Here is a 26,707-nt window from a genome sequence, read left to right on the forward strand (position 1 = left end):
AGCACCACAGCATGTCTGCACATGACAGCCATGACGGCCGGCCCAGCATGGTGAGCCGCAGGGCGTTCGCCCTCGGCGCGGCGGGCGGCCTGGCCGCGACGGGCGCGGGAGCCTTCGAGCTCCTGGCGGCGCAGCCGGCGTCCGCCAACACCGACCCGTCGGTCTTCACCGTGGACGTCAAGGACTACGGCGCCAAGGGCGACGGCGTCACCGACGACTCCGACGCGATCCGCGCCGCGGTGGCGGCCGCCATCTCCGGCCGCTCGTCCGGCATCGTCAAGAAGGACGTCTTCTTCCCGCCGGGCAACTACAAGGTGACCAAGAAGGACACCCTGATGTGGTCGCCGGCCTCCGGCTCGGCCGACCAGATCTTCGGCCTGCGCTTCCGCGGCGCCGGCCCGCGGGTGACCAACATCGACTTCGTCACCGACTTCGCCGCCAGCGCCGACCCGCGCGAGAACAATCTCATCACCGCGGCCGTGCGCCTGCGGTACACCTACTTCGAGGACATGAGCTTCCGCTCGACCAACGGCGCCAACCGCTTCGCGTACTACTGGTCGGTGGACCAGGTCGACGGCGCCTCGGTGTACCCGCAGTACGGGGCCGGGCAGAACCAGTACTTCGTCTACCGCAACGTCGAGTGGCGGGGAACCTGGGACCGGGTCATCGGCGTCGACGGCGACTCCCAGGCCAACAACAACAGCGAGCACCACTTCATCATGTGCTCGACCGACACGGTGTCGAAGTACACCGACGCCTTCCTGCACTGCGGAATCACGAACCCGTCAGGAAACAGCCAGCAGAACCAGTTCCTCAACTACTTCATGCTCTCGTGCAACTTCGCGCTCCAAGCGGGCAACTTCTTCCGCTTCGACCGGGGCGGTTCGATCAACGTCTTCGGCGGCTCGTGGTCGATGACCAGCACGGCGGACGCGCGGTACTTCTACATGCCGTCCGGCAACGGTGACGCGACCGCGTCGAGGCTGAACGTCAACGGCGTCCGGTTCGAGCCGAAGAAGGGCGCCAACCAGAAGATCATCGAGTGCGCCTGGGGCCTCGGGTCGGTGACGTTCACCTCCTGCTCCGACATCGCGTCGGTGTCGGGGTCGGACGGCGCCCCCTACAACTTCCACCTGTACACCCCCACCTCGAACCGGATCCCGATCGTCCGCTACCAGGACTGCACGCTGGCCGGTTTCCACCAGGTCAACGGCGCCGGCACGTCGCTCACGAACGGGAAGATGATCTACGAGGGGTGCCGTACGCACCACACGACCACCCCCGTCGGCGTCGCCGGCACCGGCGCCACCGCGTTCCTGCGGTACGCGAGCGCACCGGCCCGCTACGCCTTCCGCGACAGCTGGGCCACCCCGGACGTCTCCGGCTGACCGAGCGACCGTCAAGGCGGAAACGGGTCAAGGACAGAGGCCGAGGCGGATCAGCGGGCGAAGGCGGATCAGGGGGCGGAGGCGGATCAGGGGGCGGAGGCGGATCAGGGGGCGGAGGCGATGTCGTCCATGCGGGAGGCGAGTTGCACCGGGTCGCCGCCCAGCAGCGCCGACGTCGCCCGCCACCAGGCGAACCACTCGCCGCTGCGCCACATCCAGTCGACGCGTTCGACGGCGGAGATGACGTCGCCCTTGGCCTGCCACCGCGACCCGACCTGCTCGCCGGTGGCGCCGTGGCGCAGCGCCCACTGGCGGAGGTACTCGGCCGCCTGCTGGTCGACGGTGTCGGCGTAGGGGTCGGGATCCTCGCCGGGCAGGGGATGCGGGCCGAGCCCGGCGGCCACGCCCCAGCTCCACTGGGCCTCGGCGGCACGCGAGTAGCGCAGCGAGGCGAAGTCGAGGTTGGACCCGATCTCGCCGTCCGGCCGCTCGACCACCACGGCGTCCAGCCGCCCTCCGGCGTCGAAGGCCACGACCAGGCGGCCGCCTGGGACGGCGTCCGCGGGCAGCTCTATGCGGTCCTCCGCCTGCCATGAGTTGAGGTCCACGGACGCGATCGCGGGACCCCAGGCGACGTCGGCGCCGTCGTCGGCGATCCACGCGGCGAGCATCTCAAGGACGGTGAGGTCGGTCCACGGCTCGATGGCCGTGTTCGCGGCCAGCACCTCGTCCGGCGCGGGGATCTTGCCTTCGCGGCCGGAGGTCCACCAGCCCGCGCCGAGCATCCTGGTGCCGACGAGCAGGCCGGCGATCGCCGCGAGCTCTGAGGAGCGCCTGGTCAGCGCGGCTCCCTGCGCCAGCTCCGCGCAGCGGGCCGTGCGCTCGCCGCCGAGCACGGTCGCGGCGTCGTCCAGCAGCGACACGGCCGCAGGATGCCGCTCACCCAGCAGGTCGTGGATGAGCCGCCGGGCCTCCGATCGAGCGTCCTCTGCACGGAACTCTCGCATATCACCACGTTACGCCTGGAGATCCTCTTCCGCGAGATGCTGTAACGTTCCCGGAATATGACGAAACAAGGATATGCCGTCTGACCTGGGAAGACGTACGGAAAGCCGGATCAGCGCCCTCGGCCGCCGCGGCCGAGCAACCAGCCGATGACCGCACTGCCGAGCGCGATGCCCGCGCCCATGCCGAACGCCGTCAGCACCGGCCAGACCGGCGTGCCGGTGCGGGAGCGTCCGTCCGCCTGCCCCGCGTCGGCGCGCGGGCGCTCGAACACCTGGCCGGCGACGGCGACCGGCCGTCCCTCGACGGGCACGGCATCCCCGGCTGCCCCGCCCGGCACTGCCGGAAGCGGGGCCGCGGCGGAGGACGCCGATGGCATGGGCTCCACCTGACCGCCGTTCTGCCCTGCGGCGACCGCCACGCCCGCCACTCCCGCCACTCCGGCCATGCTCGGCCCCGCGTGGGCGGCGACCTGGAGGTGCTGCTCGACGGCGCTGAAGAACTCGCCGGCCGTCCTCTTGGCGACCGAGCCCAGCATCCGCTGGCCGACGCCGCCGATCATCCCGCCGACGACCGCCTCGGCGTCGTAGTCGACCCGGGTCGACCCGCCGTCGACCTCGCTGAGCCGGATGAGCACGGTCGCGTCGACCGTGCCGGGCGCGCCGGCGCCGCGTGCGCGCAGGGTGAACCGCTCGGGCTCCAAAGGGTCGGACAGGGCGACCTCTCCTTGGTAGACGCCCTTGATGGAGGCGACGCCCGCGCTGACCGTCATGCGGTAGGTGTCGGCGCCCGTGGCCTCCAGCCGCTCGCAGCCCGGGATCGTGCGGACCAGGACGGCCGGATCTTGCAGCGCGGCCCACACGCGGTTGCGGTCGACCCCGACGACGGCACTGCCGACGACCTTCATGGACACCTCCGATGCCGAGAGACTAGGGACGGGCCACGGGCACGCATAAGGGCGACATCTGCCCGCAAGGCCCGCCGGGAGTCGTCATGTTTCGCCGCCGCCCTCAGCACTCGTCCCACGTCAAGGTCACGGTAACACCGCGCCGGCGGCAGTCTCGGGAGCGACATCGCGAGATCGTCGCGATTCAGAGGTTCGTCGTATTCATCGCGCTCGGCACGTTGGTCGCGCTCGGCGTGTTCGTCATGCTTGGCGCGTTCCGCCGCGCTTGGCGGCATCTCCACGAGAGGCCGGGCGGCAGCGCATCGGCGGTCTCCACAGCGGCCGGGTACCGGGAAGGCTCTCCCCAGACCTCCCGATACCCGGCCTGTCCAAGCGACGGCGCATCCCCGGCCCCGACGACCCGGCATCCGCCACCGAACGGCGCGCCACCGCCGAGCGACGCGCCGGCCTCCGGACGGCGGACGCGCCGCCGGACGGCACGCCGTCCGGACAGTGCCCCGTCCGGACGGTGCTCCGTCCGGGCAGTGCCCCGTCCGGACGACTTGAGGGGGTGCCCCGGGTCAGCCGGCGGTCAGGGGCATCTTCGCGCGTCGTGCGACGCAGGACTTCTGGACGGCGTCCGGCGCGCTGATCCAGACCCGCGTCGCGACGTCCGCCGACCGGGGCGTCACGGGGTGGAACATGTCCCGCACCAGATCGCGATGGGCGTGCTCGACGACCTCCTCGAACAGCGGCGCCGAGATCGCGACGGCCAGGTCGGCGCCCGGGCGTTCCCGCAGCGCCGCACGCAGCTCGTCGCCGTCGCGCATGGCGCACACCGTGGTCACCGCCCTGCCGGCGAACCCGCCGTCCACGATCCGGGTCGGCCCCTGATGGAACGCCGCGCGCAGCCGCAGCCGCAGCCGCGAAGGGGCGTCCTTGCCCGGCCGCTGATTGCGCCGCCGCAGGGCGACGCGCAGCTCACCGACCAGTCCGGCGATCACCCGTGCCTCGTTCACACCCGGCGGCAGGATCAGGAGCAGCCCGGGACCCGCCCCCGTGCCGGTACCGGGCCGCACCGGACCGGAGACCTCGGACTCCACGTGCGACGGCGCCGGCCCGCCGGACTCGACGACATACAGGCGGTCGAGTCCTGCCTCTCCGGCGGCCTCCTCGATCACCTCGGCGAGCCGGCGCCGCATCTCCCTGTGCCGCGCGCCGGCTCGCCGCCCGCCCGTCTCCGCCTCTATCGCGACGGCGACGCACAGCCGGCGTACCTCTCCCCCCAGATCGTTCACCAGTGTTCTCCCTCCCATCCGGTCGTGCCCGTGAACCGGCGGCGCCCCGATCACCGCCGCATCCCCACTCTGATCATCTCCGTGCCCCGTCATCCCCCGGGCCGCGCCCGTCATCCACCGGACCCTCCCTGTCCGCCAGACCACGCCCCTCCCCCTCCGGACCGCCCCCAGCGACCACCGGACCATGCCCCTCCCCCACGGGACCGCCCCCAGCGACCACCGGACCGCGCCCATTCCCCACCGGACCGCCCCCTGCGCCCGCCGGGCCGCGTCTCTCCCCCACCAGGCCGCCACCGACGAGCGGACCGCGCGGGGGCCCCGCCGGGGCGTCCTCGGTGTGCAGAGGATCGCGCCCCTGGTTCAGCAGGTGTTCAACGGGGTACTCATGGGCCCGCTCGTCGCCGGGCGGGACGTCGCCCGACGCGACGAAGGCGCGCAGCCCGCGGATGTCGTGGACGACGATGCGCCGGTAGCCGGTGCCGAGGACGCCCGTCCTGCGCAGCACGGTGAGCGCCCGGTACACCGCCGGCTCGGGCGCGTCCACGAGCCCAGCCAGCTCCGGCCGGGTCAGCGAGACGCCGATCATGACGCCTTCGGGAACCGGCTCCCCGTAGGACCGCCCCAGCTCGACGAGGACGCGGACCAGGCGGCCCATCGCCGTGTCCGCGCCGGCCGGGTACCAGCGGGCGGACGCATTGTGCCCGGCGGCCGCGCCGTACAGGGCGCGGGCGAAATCCGGGAACCGCACGGCCAGCCGCGCCAGTTCCCGCGGCGGGATGAGCCGTGCCAGGCAGGCGTCCGCCGCGGTGGCGGTGGCCTCCTGACGCTGCCCGGCCAGTACCGCGACCTCACCCACGAGGTCGCCCCCGACGCGGATGCCGGCCAGCGCCGGCACACCGGCGCCGGCAGCCGGGCCGGAACCAATGGCAGGGCCGGGGCCAGTGCCGTTGCGGCCGGTGCTGAGGGTGCCAGTGGTGCCTGTGGGGCGGGTGCCGGTGGCTGGGCCGAGGCCGGGGGCGGGGGCTGGGCCGGGGGCGGGGGGAGTGATGGTGAGTTTGACGCAGCCGTCCAGGAGGAGGATCGCTTCGTCGGACCATTCTCCCTGGGTGACCAGCGCCGTCCCCGCCGCGTACTGCCAGGGCCTCCCCAGCGCCAGCAGTTCGTCCCTGGCCTCCGCCGTGAGGCCGCCGAGCAGGCCGCGCCGTGGCCATTGGCCCACGTTGCGGATCACGCAGGGCCGTCTGGGTGCGGGGCCGGTCATGGCGCTCCTCCCAACTGACGCCGGCCGTCTCAGAGCCGGAGATCCGTGCCCGGGCCCCCACCCGTGCCTTGCCGCCGCGCGATCGCCGGCCGCGTTCCTGCGGTGTCCCGCCCGGAGCCGCGTGCGGCCACCGGCCGTTCCCGATGGCTTCCCGCGCCGAGGGCGGCCCGCGGAGCGGCCGATCCCTTTCGCTGCCCCAACTCTCCGCCCGCCACCTTGCAGAGAGCTTGCGGCAGGGTGACGGCGACGGCCGGGCGTATCGCGCGCTTTCGGCAAGGGACCACCGTGATGGCAAGATTGCCCGTCATGATCTGGGGACGGAAGGCGTCGCGCGCGGCGGCGGGGCTGGGACTTCTGGTGATCTGCTCGGCCGGCGGCACCGCCTCCGGCTCGGACCCGGCGCTTCCCTCGCCGCCCGTGGTCTCCCCCGCTGCGGGGCTCCCGTCGCCCGCGGCGCCCTCGGCTTCACCCGGAGGTCTCACCGCGTCCTCGCCGGGCGATCTCGCCACGCCTCCGGCGCCGGCCACACCCGGGCCGTCGGCGGAACCTGTCACGGCGGGGCCGGTGGGGGCGTCGCCACGGCCGGGCGAGGTCGGCCGCGTCCGGGCGCGGGCGGGCGAGGCGGTGCCGGTGGTCAGCTCGATCCCGACCGCGCGCAAGGTCGTCTTCCTGACCATCGACGACGGCTGGGAGCAGGACCCGGGGTTCGTGCGGCTGGTCAGGGAGCGCGCCGTTCCCATCACGGTGTTCGCGACGCGCGACGCGGTGGAGGCCAGGGGCGTGCCCGATCCGGGGGCGGCGGGCGGACGGTACGTCGGCGCGGGCAAGTGGTCGTATTTCCGCGAGTTGCGCGATCTGGGCGTGCCGATCGAGGCCCACACTCTCACCCACCCGAATCTGTGGAACCTCGGAAGCGCGGCGCAGCGGGAGGAGATCTGCGGCTCGGCCAAGGTCGTCGCCCGGGAGGTCGGGCGCGGGCCCGTGCTGTTCCGGCCGCCGTTCGGCAACTACACCGGCACCACGCTGCGGGTCGCCAAGGCGTGCGGCCTGCGGGCCGTACTGCTGTGGACGGCGACCGTGCAGCCGGGCGGGAAGATCTCCTACCAGGCGCCGGACAAGCGGCTGCACCCCGGCGACATCCTGCTGTTGCACTTCCGCGCCCATCTGGCCAGGGATTTCCGCGTCCTGCTCGACAAGATCGAGCGGCGGGGCTTCGAGCTGGGGAACCTTCCCGCCTACCTCAGGGAGGCCGGGGTCCGCCTTCCCGCTCCCTCGAGCGGTGTACGGGCGGATCAGCCGGTGGGGTGACGCCCCGGGCGGGCGCGGTGGCCCACCATTGACTCCTCGCCCGGGGGATCGAGGGCGGGCGGCGGGGGTGTGACGAAGATCGCACAGGACGGCATGACCTCCGCACCACATTTACTCTACAAGCTGTAGTACTACTGAAAGTAGAACTACAAGGCGTAGAGCTGAGGACCCGGTGAGGGGCGCATGGACGCATTGGATCTGGCTCGGTGGCAGTTCGGGGTCACCACCGTCTACCACTTTCTGTTCGTACCCCTGACGATCGGCCTCGGGATCTTCGTCGCCGGATTGCAGACCGCCTGGCATCGCACGGGCAAGGAGCACCACCTCCGGCTGACCAGGTTCTTCGGCAAGCTGTTCCTGATCAACTTCGCTATGGGCGTGGTCACCGGCATCGTGCAGGAGTTCCAGTTCGGGATGAACTGGAGCGAGTACTCCACCTTCGTCGGCGACGTGTTCGGCGCGCCGCTCGCCCTGGAGGCGCTGCTCGCCTTCTTCCTGGAGTCGACGTTCCTCGGACTGTGGATCTTCGGCTGGGAGAGGCTGCCCAAGCGGGTGCACCTGGCGTGCATCTGGGCCGCCGCGATCGGGTCCAACATCTCGGCGTACTTCATCCTCGCCGCGAACGCCTGGATGAAGCACCCGGTGGGCTACCAGGTGGTCGGCGGCCGGGCGCGCATGACCGACCTGTGGGCCGTCCTGACCAACCCGACGGCGCTGGCCCAGGTGCCTCACGTGGTCGCGGCCTCGTTCGTCGTCGCCGGCGGCTTCGTCATCGCGGTGAGCGGCTACCGGATCACCCGTGAGCGGCGCCCGGCCGCCGGCGAGAACACCACCGCCCCCCTCGGCGGGAACGCCGCCGCCGGCCTCGGCGAGGACGCCGCCGTCCCCCTCGCCCGGCAGACGCGCGGCCGGGCGGCCGCCCGCGTCCCCGGCGACGCCGCCATGTGGCGCGGCAGCCTGCGCGCCGCCCTTGTCATGACCGCCATCGCCGGAGTGGTCGTCGCCGGCACCGGCGACCTGTCCGCGCAGTACATGCGCGAGCAGCAGCCCATGAAGCTGGCCTCCGCAGAAGGGCTGCGGCACGACACCACAGGAGCGCCGTACTCCCTGGTTCCCGGCGTCGAGGTGCCGAACCTGCTGAGCCTGCTGGCCGCGCACGACCCCGGCGCCCGCATCGAGGGCGTGGAGGACATCCAGCGGCGCTACCAGGCCGAGTTCGGGCCGGCCGACTACCGTCCGAACATCCCCGTCGTGTACTGGTCGTTCCGCGTCATGATCGGCTTCGGGCTCTCGGCGGTGGGCCTGTCACTGCTCGGCCTCTGGCTGACCCGGCGCCGCCGCCCGGCTCCCGCCTGGTTCGCCCGCGCCTGCCTGTTCGCGCTCCCGCTGCCGATCCTCGCGGTGATCGCCGGCTGGCTGCTCAGCGAGATCGGCCGGCAGCCGTGGACCGTCCAGGGCGAGCTGCTCACCGCGGCCAGTGTGTCCCCCGGCGTCTCCCTCGGCGAGGTGGCCATCTCCCTGACCGTCTTCACGCTCCTGTACGGCGCGCTCGCGGTCGCCGAGGTGCGGCTGCTCGTGCGGCACGTCAAGGCCGGGCCCGACCCCGTCCCCGCGTCCCCGTCCCCGGGCCTGCCCGGTGACGCCGACGCCGACGCCGCCCACCTCACGCCGACCCTCATGTACTAGGAGATCCCGATGGAACTCACCACCTTCTGGTTCCTGGTCATCGCCTTCCTGTGGACCGGCTACTTCGTGCTGGAGGGCTTCGACTTCGGCGTCGGCGCGCTGCTGCCGGTCCTTGGCCGCGGCGAGGCCGAGCGCAAGCAGATGCTCCAGACGATCGGCCCGGTGTGGGACGGCAACGAGGTGTGGCTGATCACCGCCGTCGGCGCCATGTTCGCGGCCTTCCCCGCCTGGTACGCCGGCCTGCTCAGCGGCTTCTACCTGCCGCTGGTCATGGTGCTGGCCGGGCTGATCGTGCGCGGGGTGGCCCTGGAGTGGCGCGGCAAGGTGACCGCCCGGGAGCGTGCCCTGTGCGACGCGGGCATCGTGGCCGGCAGCGTGCTGACCGCGTTCCTGTGGGGCGCGATCTTCGGCCACCTGCTGTACGGCACGGCGGTGGCGACCATGCTCGGCGGCGCGCTGTCGCTGACCCTGGCCATCGTGCACGGCGCGGTGTTCGTCGCGCTGAAGACGAGCGGGCCGCTGCGGGCGCGGGCCCGCCGCGCGGCGCTGGCCGCCGCGGCGGTCGCGCTGCCCGTCGCCGTCGTCGCGCTCCCGGCGATCCCGTCGTCCGGGGCGGGCGGCGCCGGCTGGACCGCGCGTCCGCTGCTGTGGCTCGCGGCCCTGGCCGCGATGGCCGCCCTGGCCTCCGCCGTCGCGCTGGTCTGGCGCCGCCGCGAGGGCTGGGCGTTCACCGCGACCGCGGCCTCGATCGTGCTGGCCACCGCGGCGCTGTTCGGGACGTTGTGGCGGGCGCCGCTGCCCGGCCTGACCGTGGCCGAGGCGGCCTCCGCCCCGTACACGCTGAGCATGCTGACCTGGATCGGGCTGGTCGCCCTGCCGTTCGTGCTGGCCTACCAGGCGTGGACCTACTGGGTCTTCCGCAGGCGCGTCGCGGCCTGAGGCGCCGCGCCGCAACCGGCTGCGCGGGGCTCAGCCGGTTGCGGCGCGGCGCAGTTCGTACAACTCCGACGGCGAGATCGGCATCCGGTCGATCGAGAGGCCCTCGGCGTCCTCGATCGCCGAGGCGATCACCGCGGACACCGGGATCACCCCCGCCTCCCCCGCGCCCTTGATGCCGAGCGGGTTGAGCGGCGAGGGCGTCTCCAGATGGGCGGTCTCGATGGCCGGCACCTCCGTCGCGTAGGGCATCAGGAAGTCCATGAAGGAGGCGTTGAGCAGCTGACCGTGGCCGTCGTAGACCATGCGCTCGTACAGCGCCCCGCCGACCCCCTGTGCCACGCCACCGTGGATCTGCCCCTCGACGATCATGGGGTTGATCAGCCTGCCGCAGTCGTGCACGACGGCGTAGCGCAGGATGCGGATCTCGGCGGTGTCGGGATCGGTCTCGACGATGGCGGCGTGCATGCCGGAGGCGAAGGTCGAGCGGACCGGCGAGTAGTAGTCGCGCCCTTCCAGGCCCGGCTCCTCGCCCTCCTGGACCGGCGGCCGGTCCATCGGGGCCGCGCCGGAGAACTGCGTCGCCCGCGCGGCCTCCTCGTCGAAGGCGTACCGCAGGGGGTTGGACAGCACCGCCACCGTCGCCAGCGGCAGCGAGGCCTCCGGGTTGCCGACGACGCGCACGACCCCGTCCTCGATCTCCAGGTCGCGCGGGTCGGCCTCCAGCGCCTCGGCGGCGATGCGCAGGGCCTTGTCGCGGACCTTGCGGCAGGCCAGGGCGATCGCGTTGCCGCTCATCACGGCGGCCCGCGAGGCGAACGTGCCGACGGCGTAGCCGAAACGCCGGGTGTCTCCGGTGACCACCGAGACGCTCGAGAGCGGCACGCCCAGCTCGGTGGCCGCGATCTGCGCGAACACCGTCTCGTGCCCCTGCCCTTGGGAGGTGAGGCCGGTGGAGACGTGCACCCGCCCGTCGGAGGTCACCTGCACGTGGCCGCCCTCGTACGGGCCCACGCCGGTGCCCTCGACGTAGCAGCCCAGCCCGATGCCGAGCCGCCGGCCCCGCGCCGCCGCCTCGGCCTTCATGGCAGGGAAGCCGTCCCAGCCGATCAGCTCCTTGAGCATCCGCAGCGACTCGGGGTAGTCGCCGCTGTCGTAGATCAGCGGGCGGCCGTCCTGGAAGATCAGGCCCTGGTCGTAGGGGAACTCGCCGGGCTGGATGAAGTTGGCGGCGCGCACCGCCGCCCGGTCCAGGCCGAGATGGGCCGCGATGCGGTCCATGGTGCGCTCCATGCAGAACACCCCCTGCGGGCGTCCCGCGCCCCGGTACGGGGTGACCTGCACGGTGTTGGTGTAGATGGAGGAGAACTCGACGCGGTAGGCGCCGATGCGGTACGGGCCGAGCAGCTGGGTGGAGGTGATGATCGGCACGATGATGCCGTACGGGGTGTAGGCGCCGTGGTCGTGCAGGATGGTCACGTCCAGGCCGAGGACGTGGCCCTCGTCGTCGAAGCCGACCCGCACGTGCTGCACCTGCCCGCGCTCGTGGGCCGAGGAGATGAAGTGCTCGCGGCGGTCCTCGGCCCACTTGACCTCCCGGCCGAGCAGCATCGCCGCCCAGGGGACGAGGACCTCCTCCGGCCAGGGGTGAACGATCTTGACGCCGAACCCGCCGCCCACGTCCGGGGCGATCACCTCGACCGACGGCAGCGGCAGGCCGAGCTTGGCCGCGATCGCCATGCGCACGCTGGTGGAGGTCTGCGTCGAGCTGTAGACCCGCAGCGACCGGTCGTCGGCGTCCCACCGGGCGTACACCCCGCGCCCCTCCAGCGGCATGGAGGCGCTGCGCTCGAAGTCCAGGCGGAACGACAGCGTGTGCGGCGCCGCCTCGACGGCCTCGCGCGCGCTCTGGCCGGCGGGGGACGGCACCTCCTGGACCAGGTGCGCGCCGACGTTGCCGGGGACGTCCTCGTGCACCAGGTGGACGCCGTGGGCGGCCTCCTCGATGCCGACGACCGGCTTGCGGAACTCGTAGTCGACCTCGATGAGCGCGGCGGCGTCCTCGGCGATGTAGCGGTCGCGCGCCACGACCATGACGACCGGCTCGCCGACGTGGCGGACGACGTCCCTGGCCAGCGGGTAGGCCGTGCGGCCGTGGGTCAGCGCCGGGTGCGGGATCAGCAGCGGCAGCGGGTCACGGACCCGCTCGGGCAGGTCCTCCCAGGTGTAGATGGCGACCAGGCCGTCCACGTCCAGCGCGGCCGACACGTCGATGTCGCGGATGAGGGCGTGCGCGTGCGGCGAACGGACGAACGCGGCGGCGAGCGCGTCGCGCCCGAGGTCGTCCAGGTAGCGGCCCTGCCCGGTGATCAGCCGCAGGTCCTCCCTGCGCTGGACCCGCTCGCCGAAAAGCCTGGTCGTCACGCCTCACCACCCGCAGGAGCCGGCGTCCCGTCCTCGTCGGCGATGAGCTCGGCCGCGCGGTGGACCGCCTTGACGATGTTCTGGTAGCCGGTGCACCGGCACAGGTTGCCCGAGATGCCCTCGACCACCTGTTCGTCGGTCGGCGCGGGCGTCTCGCGCAGCAGCGCGGTGACCGTGCACAGGAACCCGGGGGTGCAGAAGCCGCACTGCAGCGCGTGGCATTCCGAGAACGCCCGCTGCACCGGCGACAGCGACCCGTCCGGGCCGGCCAGCCCCTCCACGGTGGTGATCTCGTGCCCGGCCGCCGTCACGGCGAACGTCAGGCACGAGCGCACGGGCTCGCCGTCCATCAGCACCGTGCAGCACCCGCAGACCCCGTGCTCGCAGCCGACGTGGGTGCCGGTCAGGCCGAGGTTCTGGCGCAGGCAGTCCGACAGCAGCCGCCGGGCCGGCACCGCCGTCCGGCGCACCACCCCGTTGACCGTCAGCGCGATCTCGTGCAGCGCCTCACTCATGGGCGAACTCCCCCGTCTCCTGGCCCGCGGCCTGCTGGGCGGCGACGCGCAACGCCCTCTCTGCCAGTACGCCGGTCAGCTGCCGCCGGTAGCCGGCGGTCGCGTGGATGTCCCCTTCGGGATCGACGCGGTCGCGCACGGCCGCCGCGACGGCGGCCCAGTCGGCCGAGGCGGCGGGGCGGCGGGCGCACACCTCCGACACGTCCAGCAGCACCGGCACCGGGCCGATGCTCACGCACGCCACCCGGGCCGAGGAGATGCGCAGGTCCTCGTCCAGGACGACCACGGCGGCGGCCCCGGCGACGGCGTAGTCACCGTGCCTGCGCGCCACCTCGCAGAAGGCGCCGCCCGCGCGGGACGGCAGCGAGGGGAAGAACGCCGAGACGGCCAGCTCGCCGGGCTGGACGGCCGACTCCAGAGGACCGATGAAGAAATGTGCCGCCGGCACGTCGCGCACGCCGCCCCCCTGCCGCGCCAGCCGCACCGTCCCCTCGAGAACGGCCAGCACGGCGGGCAGTTCGGCGGAGGGGTCGGCGTGGACCAGGCTGCCGACGACGGTGCCGCGGTTGCGGATCACCGGGTGCGCCACCTGCCTGAGCGCGGCCCGCAGCAGCGGCTGAGCCCGCGCGGCGGCCTGCGAGCGCTCGACGGCGGCGTGCCTCGCCAGCGCGCCGACGCGCACGCCGCCGCCGCGCACCGCGATGGTGTCCAGCTCGGCGACGCGGTTGATGTCGACCAGGTGCGACGGCGAGGCCAGCCGCATGTTCAGCAGCGGTATCAGGCTCTGCCCGCCCGCCAGCACCTTGCCATGCTCCCGCGTCTCGGCGAGGACGGCGAGGGCCTCGCCGAGGTCGCGGGGGGCATGGTAGTCGAACGCCGGAGGCTTCACGCTCTGGTCTCGCTCCCTTCGGCCACGGCCGCGGCCTCGCCGGAGCCGGGCCGCCGCCGCCAGGAGATGGCACGCAGCAGGTGGTACCCGCCGAGCACCACGATCGTGCCGAGCGCGATGCCGGCCAGCGAGAAGGTGCCGGTGATCTGGTGTGCCACCGGGCCGATCGCCAGGATGATGCCCGCTCCGATCGGCACCATGTTCACCGGGTCGGCGAAGTCCACGCGGTTCTCGATCCAGATCTTCGCGCCCAGCAGGCCGATCATGCCGTACAGGATGACGGTGATGCCACCCAGCACGCCGCCCGGCGTCGCCGCCACCAGCGCGCCGAACTTCGGCATGAACCCGAACAGGATCGCCACGACGGCGGCGATGTAGTAGGCGGCCGTGGAGTAGACGCGGGTCGCCGCCATGACGCCGATGTTCTCGGCGTAGGTGGTGGTGGGCGAGCCGCCGACGGCGCTGGCCAGCGCGGTGCCGACGCCGTCGGCGAAGACCGCGCGGCCCATGTACGGGTCGACGTCCGTGCCGGTCATCTCGCCGACGGCCTTGACGTGCCCGATGTTCTCGGCGATCAGCGCGATCACCGCCGGCAGCACCAGCACGATGGCCGAGACGGTGAAGCTCGGCGCGTGCAGATCGGGCCACCCGAACCACGTGGCGTCCTGGACCCCCTGGAAGCTCACGCGCGGGTGGGTGTCGACCTTGCCGGCGCCCGCGTTGAAGGCCGTGATGTTCCCGAACACCTTGTCGGCGACCCAGGAGAGCACGAATCCGGCGACCAGGCCGAGCAGGATGCCGATGCGGCCGGCGAACCCCTTGAACGCCACGAGGATCACGCCTGTGACGATCATGGTGATCAGGGCGATCCACGGGTCCTGCGGCCAGTAGACGTCGGCGACCACGTAGGCCAGGCCGAACCCGATGAGCATGACGACCGCGCCGGTCACCACCGGCGGGAAGATGCGGTTGATGGCGCCCACGCCGAGGTAGTGGACGGCCACGCCGCACAGCGCCAGCACGACGCCGGCGACCAGGATGGCGCCGGTGACCGTGCCGCTGTCGCCTCCCGCCGCGCGGATCGCCACCACTCCGCCGACGAACGAGGCCGACGTGCCCAGATAGCTGGGGATCTTGCCCTGCACGATCAGCAGGAACAGGATCGTCGCGACACCCGACATCATGATCGCAACGTTGGCGTTCAGACCCATGATCAAAGGGAAGACGAACGTCGCGCCGAACATGGCGATGACGTGCTGAGCGCCGAACCCCACCATGCGGGGCCAGCTCAGCCGCTCGTCCGGCTTGACCACCTCACCTGGGGTCAGGCCGCGCCCGTCCCCGTGCATTCTCCAACCGAAGGCCATGAGAGCCCCTTCACTGACCGGGCCGGGCGGTCGGTGGCCACCCCGCAGGCGGACCTCCGCGGCGTCGTACCGTAACTGCCGTTGTGGCTTGTTGCGGGCACATTAGACCAGTCACGGGCCGTCCACATGGTAAGGACTTGCCAAACGTGCCCACCTCACCAGCACTCTTATTGCGCACCATCCCCCGTGACAAGAGTGAGCCCGGTGATCTTACGCTCCTCACGCGTCGGCGCCTCGTCGGCGCCTCGTCGGCGGGAGGCCGGGCGATGCCGGTCTCAGCCGTGAAGGACCTCGCGCGCATGAGCGTCGACCGCCCTCACCAGCTCCGTGAAATCGGCCGCCTTCAGCTGGGGATGGCCCATGTCCGTGTCCGCCCTGAAGGCCAGGTCGACGATGTAGCGGCCATATCGTCCTCGAAATCCCCACTGCGGGCACTGCTCGACGGGCCGGGCGGCCTTCTGGCGTCCAGCGCAGAAGACCACCGCCTCGTCGGCGCCCTGACCGGCCCCGGAGAACGGGATCGTCGTCACCTCCATTCCATCGGCCAGATGGAATGTCCTTCCGTATGGTGACGCCTGGTACTCCTTGCCGGCATCGGACGGGGTCATGAAACGGTAGGCCCGCTGACTGAGCAACCACTGACGCTGATCACTCCACGTCCGCTGCCCATAGCCCTCCATTCCGTACCACTCCTGAGGAAACGGCGGCTGCGAGACGTCCGGCTTCCTGATCGCCAATGCGTAGCCATCGATGATCGCCGCCGGAACGTCCTTCTGATCGACGAGGAGCCGCTCGACGGGGACGGAACGCTCGCCGGCGACGCCGCGCGAGTCCATGGCCACCGTCTGAGAGCCGGCCGGGCCGCACGCGGCGGCGAGGAACGCGGCGACGAGAAGCGCGGCCCGGACGCGCAGTGGTGATCCGACTCGCCGGCGCCCTCGTCTCCTCATTTCACGTCCTTCAGTTGTGTGACGTCGTTGACGATGAACAGGTCGAAGAGGTACCCGTTGATGTCCTGCAGGACGGGCCTGAAGTACATCTCCTGCGCCGGGCCTCCCCTGGACTCGCGGCCGTAGAGGTCCCACCCGTACCTCGTCGAGAGATCATCCCCGTAGTCGTTGGCACCATTGAACAAGCTATACGCCTTCGGAGCCAGCAGCGTGGTTTTCAGCGGCCACCCCAGGGCTGCCATGATGAAAGTGAGCGAGACGCATTACGAACACGCCGGAACCAACGCCGGGGCCACCGTGGCCATCCTGTTCGTACTGGCCGAAGTTCGTCCAACGAATCGGGGGCCGACTCGCATGGGGTCGATCTTCCATTCAATCGACGACGAACGACTACTCGAAGGGGGTCAAGACCATCAACACCAGTCCCGTCGGGTCTTTGACCGTGGACTCCACTTTCAGCGCCGCACGCTGTTCGGGGAATATCTCGGCTCCGCCGCCATATTGCTGCAGAAAGGAGTCGAGGGGCCGGAGGTACGCGTTGGTCCTGTCGCCGGTCGAGAACAGAGCCGTCTGCACGCCGGAGGCTCGAGAACCGTCATCCCAGCCCAGCGAACGGATATAGGAGGCCTGCGCGTCGATGGCTTCCGCTACATTCGCGCTTCCAGGCCGGAGGACGACGTACTGGGACTCGTAAAGGGGGTTGCCGGTGTTGGACAACTCCTTCACCACCGCCACGATCTTCACCTGGCCGGCGAGCCGCTGACGGACGGAGTCGTCAACCGTCACCGGGGCTCCTTCCCCCAACATCAGGATCAGGACCAGGACGATGAGCAGGGCGACCAGGACGGCGCCGAGCGAGAGCCATAATCCTCTACGCGAACGCGTCGCCACTTCTCTAGTCAAAGTATTGCTCCACATACTGCCAGTACTTGCGACCCAGAAGAGCGTATCGCCTTTCCAGATCTCTTCTCTCGTACGCCTTCGGATACCTGGAGCAAGCTGCGGGGTACCATCCGATGGATTGCAGGTTCTTCCAGGTCTCAGGGCCGGTTGCATAAGCTATGAAGGCACTTGAGTCGCCGATGTTGAGTTGCTCCTTGAGCTCCTTCATGTACGCGGCGGCCAGCTTGATGCCCCACACGTCGTCGTTGATGAGGAGCTCTCTCGCCTCTGCTTCCGTCATGTTCTTTCCAAATACTAGGCGTCGAAGGCGAGCGTCTTGGAGACGCCGCCCTTGGTCTCGCTCGCGGTGGTGCCGCGCGCGGTGTAGGCGTAGGTGGCGCCGTCGCCGGAGGTCAGGCGGTTGCGCTCGTCGTAGGCGTAGGTCTTGGAGCCGGCCCGGACGCGGTTGCCGGAGTCGTCCCAGGCGTAGTCGGTGACGGCGCCGCCGGGGGCGGTCCAGGAGGTGAGCCGGTTGCTGTGGTCGTAGGTGTTGACGCCCGCTCCGGCGGTTCCGGCGGTGGTCTTGGCCGTCAGGTTGTCGTCGCGGTCGTAGCCGTAGGTGATGGAGCCGATGGCCGCGCCCGCCGAAGTCTTGAGGGTGTCGCCGGTGAGGCGGTCCATCGGGTCGTAGGCGTAGGTCCGCTTGGCTCTGCCGGAGCCGTAGTCGATGCCGGTGAGCCGGTCGGCGTCGTCGTATCCGTAGGTGAGCGTGGTCGCCGTCACCGGGTCGGCCATCGTCTTCACCCGGTCGGCGGCGTTCGTCGCGCGGCCGGCGGGGAAGTCCGTGGTCGCCGGTGTGGTTGGCCTGCTCCACGAACGGGGTGTACTCGATCTTGGTGGCGTAGGTGTCGCTGGTGCTGCTCGCCGACCGCGCGTCCCGGTAGACGACCATCTGGTCGTTGCGCGGGTCGAAGTCGTCCGAGCCGTTGAGGTGATAGGCGGCATAGGAGGTCTGGCAGTCGCCGGCCTCCCGGCATCGCGTGACGCTGAGCTGGTTGCCGCGCTCGTCGTGCGTGAGTTGCACCGTGTTGGCGTTACGGTCGGTGAACTTCGCGGGATAGCCGCCGGTGTCGTACTCGTATGTCGTCTTGTACGTGAGCTGGTCCCGCTCGCTGATGGTCCTGAGCCCGCGGAGCGCGTCGTGCACCGAGGTCAGCGTGCCGTTGTGCGGGTCGGTGACGACGACCGTGGCCTGCGGATCGCCCTCAGGATCCTGGCCGTACTGCAACGCGCCGATCTTCCACAGGCCGCCGTTGACGTCGGTGTGGTTCTGCAGGCGCCCGCCGTCGGCGGCGTAGACGTTCTGCGCCGCCACCCGGCCCGACGGCAGGGTGGCCTTGGTCAGCTGCGGCCCCGCCGTACCCGCCAGGTAGTGCTCCCGGATCTCGGCCGCGGGCAGAGAACGACCGTAGATCGCCACCTCGTCGAGGTCGCCCTTGAAGGGGAACAACTGCGTGCCCGCGACCGACGACGGCCAGCTGCTGGAGGCGAAGCCGGAGCCGAGACGCGTGTAGAACTGTTCCCGGTGGTCGATGGTCCCGTTACGGGTGCCGATCGGCTGACCGTCCAGGTACAGCGTCTGGCTGGTGCCATCGCCCGTGAGGGCCGCGTGGTGCCACTGCCCGTTGTTGACCGCCGCGGCGGAGGTGATCGGGTTGACCGACCCGTTCCAGTACTGGCCGCGCAGCTTACCGTCGGCGCCCACGTACACCACGGGCGTGAACTCCGACGGGGTCGAGTCCGTGGTGTCGCTGTGGCCGAGCACGACCCCCTTGCCGGTCGTCTTGAACCACGCCTCGACGGTCAGGAACGCGCCCCGACCGCTGATCGCCGCCGTCGGCAACCAGGCGTGGGAACTCGAACCCGACGTCCCGGCGAAGCGCACCGCGGTGTCGGACGATCTCCCGAGGGCGCCGGCCACGCCGACGGTGGCGTCATAGCCGCCGCTGCTGAATGACGCGTCCTCCTGGCCGAGGTTCCAGCCCACCGCGTCGGCGAGCCTCGCCCCCTGGGCGCCGGTTCGCTCGCGCAGGCGCCAGTACCACAGCTCCCGGCGGCCATCGCGGCGGACCCCGCCGCCGAACCGCGCGCCGCCGCGCTCGGTGTGGCGGACGGGCGGCTCCGAAAAACCCACGGCCCGCACGTCGCCGGCGAAAGCCGAGGCGTCACCAATGGTGAGTCATCCCGGCCGGCCTTTCCTCGACACCGACAGAATGCGACAGGTGAAGCCGGGCCCGCCGGGGCATCTCGAGGGGGCGGGTTTCGCCGGGTTCAGCGCAGGACCATCACCGCGACCGTCCCGATGACGGCGTTGGCGGTCACGTGAACCAGATAGGGGATCAGAATGCCGCCACTGCGCAGGCGCATGACGCCCAGGGCGAACCCCCAGGCGCCCGCCATGATCATGCCGGCGACGCCGGACGGAAAGCCGGCGAAGTGCGCGGCTCCGAAGAGCACGGCTTGCAGTGCGACGGCGGTCTTGGCGCCCCAGACCGAGGCGAGTTCGGTCAGCAGCACCCCCCGGAAGAGCATCTCCTCCCACACCGGATTGACGAGAGCGAACGCCACGATGCCCGCGATGGCCAGCCAGAGTGGGAGTCGTTGCAGCTCACGCAGGTATTCAGCCGGCTCGGGCCGCACGACGAGCGCCCAGCCCGTGAGTGCCGCTCCGCTGACCACGACGGTGGCCAGCCCCAGCCATGGCGCCTCGGGCGTCAGCGATCCCCGTGTCAGCCAGGGAGTCGCCGGGCGCAGCGCTGCGCTGCGGCCGCACAGCAGCAGGCACCCCAAGGGGAGCGCGCACACCAGGACCGTGGTGATCGCAGGTGGCCAGCCGGAGAGGATCCCCGCCGCGAAGCAGCCGAGGAGGGGGCCGATGAACACCGCCGTGCGGATCGCCGCGGCCGACCGCAGAGCGACGGCGCCGACGATCAGCATGACCGCCGCGGCGCCGGCGATCGCCGTACGCGCCGGCGCCTCCGGGCGGATCGGCAGGACCGCACACGCCCCAAGGGCGACCACGCACATTCCCGCGAGTGATGTCCGGACGGAAGGGACACCCGTCCCGGCGGCGGGCCGGGTCGGCGCCGGATCTTCAAGCTCCGAGGTCATCACGTGGCTCCGGTCGACTCGCCCAACGCAACGGTGTCACCGGCACCCTACTCGCGCGCCGCCCGGCGCTCCTCCCACTCGCGCGCCGCCCCGCGTTCCTCCCCCGCCGGCGACGCGCGCCGCCGGTCGTGCTCATCCGTGCGGCCGCAGCGTCCGCGCCGCGCTCTCCTGTGCGTCGAGGAGTTCGTCGCCGTGTTCGGCGATCCACCGTCCGAGCGCTCTCATCGGGCCGTCGGCGAAGCTCTGTCCCAGACCGGTCAGTCCGTACTCGACGCGAGGCGGGGCCTCGGCGTACGCCTGGCGACTGATCAGGCCGTTGTCGAGCAGGCGGTGCAGCGCCTCGGTCAGAGCCTTGTCGCTGATGCCGCCGATCGACGCGCGCAACTCGCGGCGCCGCCGGGGGCCCGGGTGCAGGGCCGCCAGCACGACCGGATCCCAGGTGTGGGCGAACAGGTCGGTGGCCGCGCGCAGCCGGCAGTCGGCGACCTGCTCGTAGCAGTGGTCATCGCGCTCGCTCATCTCGCCTCCCATCATCACACTCCCGTCGCGCACCGATCGGTGCGCGACGCCTTCCCTACCGTGGGCGTCGAACGACCGGCGATGACCGAGAGGGAGCGACGATGCGAATCGGCATATTGGGGACGGGAAACCTGGCCGAAGGGCTGGGCACGGGATGGGTGGGCGCGGGTCACGAGGTGGTGATCGGCGGGCGATCGCAGGCGAAGGCGCGAAAGCTCGCCGACGGGCTGGGCCGGGGAGCGCGAGCGGTCACGCCGCGCGAGGCGGTGACCGGACGGGACGCGGTGCTGCTGGCGGTGTCCTGGGACGGGGTCGAGGACATGCTGCGGAGCGCCGGCGCCGCCGACGGGAGCCTGGACGGGATGCCGCTGATCGATCCCACGAACGCCGTCGAGCACGGCGTCGGCGTGCTGCTGACCGGGAGCGGCGAATCGGCGGCGCAGCGGATCTCCGCGCTGGCGCCGGGAGCGCACGTCGTCAAGGCCTTCCACCTGTTCCCCGCCGGCCGGTGGGCCGGGAGTCCCGGTGGGGACACCACCCCGGTGACGGTGGCGATGTGCGGCGACGACCCGGCGGCCCTGCGCGTGGTCGGCGAGCTGGTGCGCCAGGTCGGCGGGGTTCCGGCCGTGCTCGGTTCCCTGGAGCGGGCTCGCCAACTCGAAGAGACCGCCGGTTTCGTCATCGGACTGGCCTTCGCGGGCGTCGATCCCGGCTCCGCCGTTCCCCACGTCTCACCGCCTCTCACTCCGGCGGACGGGGCCACGGCCTCCCCGTGAGGAACCGCGAGGAATCGCGAGGAACCGCGAGGAACACCGGGAGTGGCCGCCATCGCCCCTGGCCGCCCGAGTGGCCGCCGGCGGCGCGCGCCGGTCGCCGGTCAGGTGGCGGTGTCGTCCTGGTCGGTTCTCAGGGTGCCGGCCGGAAGTCGACGGACCTGCTCACATCCGACCATTTCTCGTCCTCGGTCGCGCGAGCCTTGGCGGCGTTCCCGGCGATCTCGACCGCGTCCGAACCGAGCAGCAGACGCAAGGGAGGTTCATCGGTGCAGGCGAGGTCGACGACGGCCCTGGCCACGCGGGCCGGGTCCACCAGCTCGTTGCCGCTGTAAGCGGCGAAGAGACGAGCGGCCTCGCCGACGGTCTGGTCGTAGTTCTCGGTCGCCTGTGCCGCCCTGGCGGAGGCGGCCACCCAGTCGGTGCGCATCGCGCCGGGCTCGACGATCGTCACCTTGACCCCGAAGGGTCTCATCTCCATGCTGAGGCACTCGGAGAAGCCCGCGACGGCGAACTTCGCCATCTGGTAGGCGCCGATGCCCGGCATGACCGCGACGCGGCCGCTGACGGACGCGATCTGGATGACGTGGCCGGAGCGCTGCCCCCTGAGCACCGGCAGAGCGGCCTTGGTGACGTTGACGACGCCGAAGAGGTTCGTCTCGATCTGCGTGCGCAGGTCCTCGTCCGAGGTCTCCTCGATGGCCGAGATGGCGCCGTACCCGGCGTTGTTCACGACCACGTCGAGGGAGCCGAACTCCTCGACCGCGGTCCGGACGGCCGCGCGAGCGGCCGCGGCGTCGGTGACGTCCAGCGCGACCGCGCGGACCCGGTCGCCGTGCCGGAGGACGAGATCGTCGAGGACTTCGGGCCTGCGCGCGGTGGCCACGAGACGGTGGCCGGCGACGAGCACGGCCTCGGCGAGTTCGCGGCCGAGGCCGCGAGAACTCCCTGTGATCAACCAGACCTGCGACATGTGGTGGAGACCTTCCGCCGATGAGCTGAAGTGCGGCTCCATGGATGTCAGAGCAGATATACGCCGAACCGATGTCTTGGCACGGTTCGAGGTCGCGAGATGACCCTTTCAACGCGGTCTTCGCGGACGCCATCAACCGTAGGAGACTCCCCCTGCTGACGCCACCCTCGCACGGACACGGAACCGTTACCGGCGACCCATCCGAGATCACCGGCCATGACGGGAACAACGGCCGGAAAGGCGGCCGGGGACGGCCTCCAGAGGGCGTTCCGGAACGACGGAGGCCGCTTCCACCTGCACGACAGCCGGCCACCTGGCCGGCAGGCGTGCCGCTCGCGGTGAAATCGCACATTCAACGCCGTGGCCGGCACAGAATCGCAGGGATCCTGCCAGACCGCCGCATAGGCGACATATATTCATAGCACTACAAATCGTCGTCACCAATACGACCGGATTCCTGAATGCCGACCTTATTGACGCGGCGGCACGCTCCGGCGGAATCCGGCACGACCGGCGGTCGATGCCGCACGCCGCGGCGCGCACGTGGTCTGGCGCCGGTGCGTCATAGGCACGATCCCCGGTCCTCGGCGTCGCCGATGACCGCGAAGAGCATGCGGCGCAGGGCCTGCACCTGGTCCTGGCCGAAGCCGTTCAGGACCGAGGCCTCGACGGCGGCGCAGGCGCCGGCCACCTTCGCGCGCACGGCCTCGCCGTCGTCAGTGATCACGGGGATGCGCAGGCGGCGGTCGCGGGGGTCGCTGTGGCGCACGACGAGGCCCCTGCGCTCGAGCCGGTCCAGCTGGCTCATCAACGTGGTCTTGTCCAGCCCGAGGGATTTGCCGAGTTCGCCCTGGGTGAGGCCGGGGGTCTTGTCGAGGGCGCTCAGCACGATGTAGTCGCGCAGCGAGAGTCCGTGCTGCTCGGCCACCTCACCGGTCGCGCCGCGCATGCGCTGAGCCGCCCGGTGCAGCAGCCAGGTGATCTCGGAGTCGACGGAGGGGCGCGGGCCGGCGACCTCTGGCGCCGGCGATGGCAGGCTTCGCATTCGAGAACCGTACGTCCTCAGCGGGACCGCGCCGCGGCCTCGGGCGTCAACCGGGGGATGCCGTCGTAGGAGCCGAGGTCATGCGCGGGGACGATCCGCATCAGACCGTCCAGAGCGATCACGCGGAGCAGGTCCTGGCGCAGCCGGCCGGGATCGCCGTCGGCGAGTCTGCTCAGCAGCCACGGCCGTTCGACCCGCCGGCGGATGCCGTCGATCTGCCAGGTCAGGTCGCCGATGAAGGCGTACCGCTCGCCGGGCGGCACGGTCACGAAGACGATCACCGAGCCGGCCGTGTGGCCTCCCGCGAGGACGACGACCACCGAGCCGTCGCCGTACACGTCGTGGCTCGACGGGAACCCGAGGTAGGGCGCGCCGTCGAATCCGTACTCGTGTGTCGGGTGCCCTGGGGAAACGTGGCGGAAGACCTTCCCGTCCGGGTCCTCGGCGGCGTACCGCCGCTCGTTCGCGTTCATCCAGACCGGCGTGCCCCGCAGGCTGTCGAGGCCGCTCGCGTGGTCCCAGTGCGAGTGGGTCAGCAGCACGCCCAGCAGGCCGCCGCGGTCGTAGCCGGCGGCGTCGAGTTGCTCGCCGACCGTCCGGCCCACCTGGTAGGGGGCGCGCACGAACCTGAGGAGCATCGCGACGTGCGCCGCGACGCCTGCGCCGAAGCCCGCGTCGATCAGCAGATCGCCTTCCGGGTGCCGCACCAGGACCGCGGACGCGGCGAAGTGGCGCTTGTCGCGGAACGACCCGCCGCGGAAGGCGAGGGCCGCGCGGGTCTCGTACGTGCCGGTGGGCAGGTGGTAGATGGCCATGCCCACGGGCGGGTGAGCCTCGGGCAGTGGTCGCGTCCAGGGGGCGGGCCTGGCGAGAGGTGACATGCCGAGATCGTATGAGTCGAGAAAGTCTGAAGCAAGAATTTATGAGGACGCCGGCGTGGATCGCCGGGACGACGGCCCGGTTCGCGGGCCGGGCGGAGAGCCTCAGTCCAGGGGCAGGGGCCTGCGGGGCACGGGCGCGGCGTGGATGAGAGACGTGGTCGTGTGGCCGTACGGGGTGAACAGGTCGAGGATCGGTTCGAGTTCGCCGACCGCCCGCAGGTGCATCGTGAAGTAGAAGCAGTCGTCGCCGGTCATCCTGTAGCACTCGACGATCTGGGGAACGTCCCTGGCGATCTTGGAGATGCGCTGCAGCTCGCGGATCGCCGGACGGATGCGCACCATCACCGTGATCGGAAAGCCCAGGGCCCGCGGGTCGACCTCGGCGTGATAGCCGGTGATCACCCCGGCCTCCTCGAGCCGCTGCACCCGGTCGGCCACCGAGGGGGCCGACAGGGCGACCCGGCGCCCCAGCTCGGCGAAGCTCACTCTGGCGTCGATCTGCAGCTCGGCGAGAATGCGAAGGTCGAGGGCGTCCATTTCCCTGGGTTCGTACGCCCGCTCCGGCCTGATCCTTCGATTCGCCATTCTCCTAAATTACGGGCCGGTCGACGATGGCGTCATGCCGCGCACCGGTCCTCGCGCCGTTCTCGCCGCGGCGCCTCCATGGACCTATTTCCTCGGGAGCGCCGTCTTCCACTACCTCGGGCCGGCCTTCGCCGTGCTCTTGTTCACCAGGCTCTCCCCGCTCGGGGTGGCGGCGCTGCGGATCTGGAGCGCCGCGCTGGTCTTCGCGATCTGGCGTCGCCCCTGGCGGATCCCCGCCCGGCTCGACGCCGAAGGGCGTCGTACGATCATCGCCTGGAGTGCCGTGCTCGCGGCCATGAACGTCTGTTTCTACCTGGCGATCGCCCGCGTGCCCCTCGGGACCGTCGCCGCGATCGAGTTCCTGCCGGTCATCGTGCTGGCCGCGCTCGGCGCCCGGACGGCACGCAACCTCGTGGCGCTCGTGGCGGCCGTCGGCGGCGTCTACGTGCTGACCGGCGTCCGGCTGGCCGGGGAACCGGTGGGGCTGATGTTCGCCTTCGCCAACGCGGTGCTGTTCGCCGCCTACATCGTGCTGGCCCACCGCACGGCACGGCGTCTGCGCGGCGTCGGCGGCATCGACGGGCTGGCCGCCGCCATGCTCCTCGCCTGCGCGTTCGTCGCCCCGGTGGGCGTCTGGCAGGCCGCTCCCGCGGTGATCGACCCGGTGACCCTCGCCGCCGGGATCGGGGTGGGGATCTGCTCGTCGGTGATCCCGTACGTGTGCGACCAACTCGCCATGGCGCGCATGGCCCGCTCCACGTACGCGCTGCTGGTGGCGCTGCTTCCGGCCACGGCGACGGTGATCGGCATCGCGGTGCTCCGGCAGTTCCCCTCGTTCGCCGAGGCCGCCGGGGTCGGGTTCGTGGTGCTCTCGGTCGCCCTGCACCGCGAGCCTGCGGCTTCCCCGGCCGCGGCGACGGCCACACTCCCGAAGGAAGGCGAAATCGAATGCGATACGTGAAACTGGGCTCGTCGGGGCTGCGGATCTCCCGCATCTGCCTGGGCATGATGAGTTACGGCGACCCCCGGAACCGGGAATGGATGCTGCGCGAGGACGCGGCCGAGCCGATCGTGCGGCGCGCGGTCGAGGCCGGGGTGACGTTCTTCGACACCGCCGACATGTACTCGGGCGGCGCGAGCGAGAAGATCACCGGGCGGCTGCTCTCCAAGCTCTTCGCGCGCCGCGACGACTACGTCCTCGCCACGAAGGTCTACTTCCCGACGGGGCCGGGCCCGAACGACCGGGGTTCGTCCCGCAAGCACGTGCTGGCCGCCATCGACGACTCGCTGACCAGGCTCGGGACCGATCACGTCGATCTGTACCAGATCCACCGCTGGGACCACGAGACGCCGATCGAGGAGACCATGGAGGCCCTGCACGACGTGGTGCGGGCCGGCAAGGCACGGTACATCGGGGCCTCCAGCATGTACGCCTGGCAGTTCGCCAAAGCGCAGCACGCCGCCCAGGCGGCCGGCTGGACCAGGTTCGTGTCGATGCAGAACCACTACAACCTCGTGTACCGGGAGGAGGAGCGCGAGATGATCCCGCTCTGCCTGGACCAGGGGGTGGGCGTCATCCCGTGGAGCCCGCTGGCGCGCGGGCTGCTCACCGGGAGCCGCCGGCGCGACGGACGGCAACGCACGGTCCGGTCGGGCAGCGACCCGCTGGCCGGCAGCATGTACCAGGACGTGGACTTCGACGTCGTCGACGCGGTGCGCGCGGTGGCCGGCGAGCGAGGACTGCCTCCGGCGCAGCTCGCGCTCGCCTGGCTGCTCGGGAGGCCCGGGGTGAGCGCGCCGATCGTCGGGGCCGGCCGGGTGGAGCATCTGGACGACGCGATCGCGTCGGCGGACGTCTCCCTGAGCGAAGAGGAAGCCGCCCTCCTGGAGGCCCCTTACCGGCCGCACCAGATCATCGGACACTCCTGAGGGGGTTCCTCCGTCCGGTCCGGACTCGGGCGCCTT

Annotated in this window: 27 protein-coding genes and 1 pseudogene; 8 read left to right on the top strand and 20 right to left on the bottom strand. The window is 71.4% G+C overall.

Features of this window, described 5'->3' with window-relative positions; translation table 11 throughout:
* Positions 1 to 11: 11 nt before the first annotated feature.
* The gene (locus ACFO60_RS13410; protein ID WP_380840441.1) at positions 12 to 1,388 is read left to right on the top strand and encodes a glycosyl hydrolase family 28-related protein; all 1,377 of its coding nucleotides are present in this window, start codon (positions 12 to 14) and stop codon (positions 1,386 to 1,388) included.
* Between the two features lie 104 nt (positions 1,389 to 1,492).
* Here ACFO60_RS13410 and ACFO60_RS13415 read toward each other — a convergent pair whose 3' ends face one another.
* The 4 genes from ACFO60_RS13415 to ACFO60_RS13430 all read right to left on the bottom strand — a co-directional run bounded on the left by ACFO60_RS13415 (position 1,493) and on the right by ACFO60_RS13430 (position 5,838).
* Positions 1,493 to 2,395 carry a hypothetical protein gene (locus ACFO60_RS13415; protein WP_380840443.1) on the bottom strand — a complete coding sequence of 301 codons (903 nt, stop codon included), beginning with the start codon at positions 2,393 to 2,395 and terminating at the stop codon, positions 1,493 to 1,495.
* 110 nt (positions 2,396 to 2,505) lie between these two features.
* Positions 2,506 to 3,300 (bottom strand): SRPBCC family protein, encoded by a 795-nt coding sequence (locus tag ACFO60_RS13420; RefSeq protein ID WP_380840444.1) that lies wholly within the window; start codon positions 3,298 to 3,300, stop codon positions 2,506 to 2,508.
* Positions 3,301 to 3,860: 560 nt separating this feature from the next.
* Positions 3,861 to 4,577, bottom strand: coding sequence for a hypothetical protein (locus ACFO60_RS13425; protein WP_380840445.1), 717 nt, complete (start codon positions 4,575 to 4,577; stop codon positions 3,861 to 3,863).
* Between the two features lie 73 nt (positions 4,578 to 4,650).
* On the bottom strand, positions 4,651 to 5,838 hold the full coding sequence (locus ACFO60_RS13430; protein WP_380840446.1) for a Crp/Fnr family transcriptional regulator: 1,188 nt from the start codon (positions 5,836 to 5,838) through the stop codon (positions 4,651 to 4,653).
* A gap of 306 nt (positions 5,839 to 6,144) precedes the next feature.
* Here ACFO60_RS13430 and ACFO60_RS13435 point away from each other — a divergent pair, with 306 nt between their 5' ends.
* From ACFO60_RS13435 to cydB, 3 genes are all read left to right on the top strand, one after another.
* Positions 6,145 to 7,146: a polysaccharide deacetylase family protein gene (locus tag ACFO60_RS13435; RefSeq protein ID WP_380840447.1), complete on the top strand. Its 1,002-nt coding sequence runs from the start codon at positions 6,145 to 6,147 to the stop codon at positions 7,144 to 7,146.
* 183 nt (positions 7,147 to 7,329) lie between these two features.
* Positions 7,330 to 8,832, top strand: coding sequence for a cytochrome ubiquinol oxidase subunit I (locus tag ACFO60_RS13440; protein ID WP_380840448.1), 1,503 nt, complete (start codon positions 7,330 to 7,332; stop codon positions 8,830 to 8,832).
* Positions 8,833 to 8,841: 9 nt separating this feature from the next.
* Positions 8,842 to 9,771, top strand: coding sequence for a cytochrome d ubiquinol oxidase subunit II (gene cydB / locus ACFO60_RS13445; RefSeq protein WP_380840449.1), 930 nt, complete (start codon positions 8,842 to 8,844; stop codon positions 9,769 to 9,771).
* Between the two features lie 30 nt (positions 9,772 to 9,801).
* On the opposite strand, the gene cutA is transcribed toward cydB, so the two are convergent.
* From cutA to ACFO60_RS13490, 9 genes are all read right to left on the bottom strand, one after another.
* Positions 9,802 to 12,192 carry an aerobic carbon-monoxide dehydrogenase large subunit gene (cutA, locus tag ACFO60_RS13450; RefSeq protein WP_380840450.1) on the bottom strand — a complete coding sequence of 797 codons (2,391 nt, stop codon included), beginning with the start codon at positions 12,190 to 12,192 and terminating at the stop codon, positions 9,802 to 9,804.
* A complete protein-coding gene (locus tag ACFO60_RS13455; RefSeq protein ID WP_380840451.1) occupies positions 12,189 to 12,707 on the bottom strand; it encodes a (2Fe-2S)-binding protein in 519 nt (172 codons plus the stop codon). The genes cutA and ACFO60_RS13455 overlap by 4 nt, the downstream gene beginning before the upstream one ends.
* The gene (locus ACFO60_RS13460; RefSeq protein ID WP_380840452.1) at positions 12,700 to 13,596 is read right to left on the bottom strand and encodes an FAD binding domain-containing protein; all 897 of its coding nucleotides are present in this window, start codon (positions 13,594 to 13,596) and stop codon (positions 12,700 to 12,702) included. Before ACFO60_RS13460 ends, ACFO60_RS13455 begins: the two co-directional genes overlap by 8 nt.
* Positions 13,593 to 14,963 carry a uracil-xanthine permease family protein gene (locus tag ACFO60_RS13465; RefSeq protein ID WP_380840453.1) on the bottom strand — a complete coding sequence of 457 codons (1,371 nt, stop codon included), beginning with the start codon at positions 14,961 to 14,963 and terminating at the stop codon, positions 13,593 to 13,595. The genes ACFO60_RS13460 and ACFO60_RS13465 overlap by 4 nt, the downstream gene beginning before the upstream one ends.
* 275 nt (positions 14,964 to 15,238) lie before the next feature.
* Positions 15,239 to 15,799, bottom strand: coding sequence for a hypothetical protein (locus ACFO60_RS13470; RefSeq protein WP_380840455.1), 561 nt, complete (start codon positions 15,797 to 15,799; stop codon positions 15,239 to 15,241).
* A gap of 110 nt (positions 15,800 to 15,909) precedes the next feature.
* Positions 15,910 to 16,155 carry a hypothetical protein gene (locus tag ACFO60_RS13475; protein WP_380840456.1) on the bottom strand — a complete coding sequence of 82 codons (246 nt, stop codon included), beginning with the start codon at positions 16,153 to 16,155 and terminating at the stop codon, positions 15,910 to 15,912.
* A 148-nt stretch (positions 16,156 to 16,303) separates the two neighbouring features.
* Positions 16,304 to 16,699, bottom strand: coding sequence for a hypothetical protein (locus ACFO60_RS13480; protein ID WP_380840457.1), 396 nt, complete (start codon positions 16,697 to 16,699; stop codon positions 16,304 to 16,306).
* A gap of 109 nt (positions 16,700 to 16,808) precedes the next feature.
* The gene (locus tag ACFO60_RS13485; RefSeq protein WP_380840616.1) at positions 16,809 to 17,096 is read right to left on the bottom strand and encodes a hypothetical protein; all 288 of its coding nucleotides are present in this window, start codon (positions 17,094 to 17,096) and stop codon (positions 16,809 to 16,811) included.
* 14 nt (positions 17,097 to 17,110) lie between these two features.
* Positions 17,111 to 17,590: a hypothetical protein gene (locus ACFO60_RS13490; protein ID WP_380840458.1), complete on the bottom strand. Its 480-nt coding sequence runs from the start codon at positions 17,588 to 17,590 to the stop codon at positions 17,111 to 17,113.
* Positions 17,591 to 17,922: 332 nt separating this feature from the next.
* Here ACFO60_RS13490 and ACFO60_RS13495 point away from each other — a divergent pair, with 332 nt between their 5' ends.
* Positions 17,923 to 18,153: a hypothetical protein gene (locus ACFO60_RS13495; RefSeq protein WP_380840459.1), complete on the top strand. Its 231-nt coding sequence runs from the start codon at positions 17,923 to 17,925 to the stop codon at positions 18,151 to 18,153.
* 143 nt (positions 18,154 to 18,296) lie between these two features.
* Here the strand turns inward: ACFO60_RS13495 and ACFO60_RS13500 are convergent.
* From ACFO60_RS13500 to ACFO60_RS13510, 3 genes and pseudogenes are all read right to left on the bottom strand, one after another.
* A pseudogene (locus ACFO60_RS13500) lies at positions 18,297 to 18,998 on the bottom strand (LamG-like jellyroll fold domain-containing protein); the annotation flags it as partial.
* Positions 18,999 to 19,126: 128 nt separating this feature from the next.
* Positions 19,127 to 19,876, bottom strand: coding sequence for a CPBP family intramembrane glutamic endopeptidase (locus ACFO60_RS13505; protein WP_380840460.1), 750 nt, complete (start codon positions 19,874 to 19,876; stop codon positions 19,127 to 19,129).
* A gap of 222 nt (positions 19,877 to 20,098) precedes the next feature.
* Complete coding sequence (locus ACFO60_RS13510; protein ID WP_380840461.1) at positions 20,099 to 20,485, bottom strand: winged helix-turn-helix transcriptional regulator; 387 nt, start codon at positions 20,483 to 20,485, stop codon at positions 20,099 to 20,101.
* A 101-nt stretch (positions 20,486 to 20,586) separates the two neighbouring features.
* On the opposite strand from ACFO60_RS13510, the gene ACFO60_RS13515 reads away from it, so the two are divergent.
* On the top strand, positions 20,587 to 21,261 hold the full coding sequence (locus ACFO60_RS13515) for an NADPH-dependent F420 reductase (RefSeq protein ID WP_380840462.1): 675 nt from the start codon (positions 20,587 to 20,589) through the stop codon (positions 21,259 to 21,261).
* 130 nt (positions 21,262 to 21,391) lie between these two features.
* Here the strand turns inward: ACFO60_RS13515 and ACFO60_RS13520 are convergent, their stop codons facing one another.
* The 4 genes from ACFO60_RS13520 to ACFO60_RS13535 all read right to left on the bottom strand — a co-directional run bounded on the left by ACFO60_RS13520 (position 21,392) and on the right by ACFO60_RS13535 (position 24,742).
* Entirely contained in the window at positions 21,392 to 22,231 is an 840-nt protein-coding gene (locus tag ACFO60_RS13520) for an oxidoreductase (protein WP_380840463.1), read from the bottom strand.
* A 562-nt stretch (positions 22,232 to 22,793) separates the two neighbouring features.
* A complete protein-coding gene (locus tag ACFO60_RS13525; RefSeq protein WP_380840464.1) occupies positions 22,794 to 23,276 on the bottom strand; it encodes a MarR family winged helix-turn-helix transcriptional regulator in 483 nt (160 codons plus the stop codon).
* Positions 23,277 to 23,293: 17 nt separating this feature from the next.
* Positions 23,294 to 24,157, bottom strand: coding sequence for an MBL fold metallo-hydrolase (locus ACFO60_RS13530; RefSeq protein ID WP_380840465.1), 864 nt, complete (start codon positions 24,155 to 24,157; stop codon positions 23,294 to 23,296).
* 102 nt (positions 24,158 to 24,259) lie between these two features.
* A complete protein-coding gene (locus ACFO60_RS13535; RefSeq protein WP_380840466.1) occupies positions 24,260 to 24,742 on the bottom strand; it encodes an Lrp/AsnC family transcriptional regulator in 483 nt (160 codons plus the stop codon).
* Between the two features lie 34 nt (positions 24,743 to 24,776).
* Here ACFO60_RS13535 and ACFO60_RS13540 point away from each other — a divergent pair, with 34 nt between their 5' ends.
* Positions 24,777 to 25,703 (top strand): EamA family transporter, encoded by a 927-nt coding sequence (locus ACFO60_RS13540; RefSeq protein ID WP_380840467.1) that lies wholly within the window; start codon positions 24,777 to 24,779, stop codon positions 25,701 to 25,703.
* Positions 25,691 to 26,671: an aldo/keto reductase gene (locus tag ACFO60_RS13545; RefSeq protein WP_380840468.1), complete on the top strand. Its 981-nt coding sequence runs from the start codon at positions 25,691 to 25,693 to the stop codon at positions 26,669 to 26,671. Before ACFO60_RS13540 ends, ACFO60_RS13545 begins: the two co-directional genes overlap by 13 nt.
* Positions 26,672 to 26,707 lie beyond the last annotated feature (36 nt).

It is taken from the genome of Sphaerisporangium dianthi (assembly GCF_042654065.1).
Lineage (GTDB): Bacteria > Actinomycetota > Actinomycetes > Streptosporangiales > Streptosporangiaceae > Sphaerisporangium > Sphaerisporangium dianthi.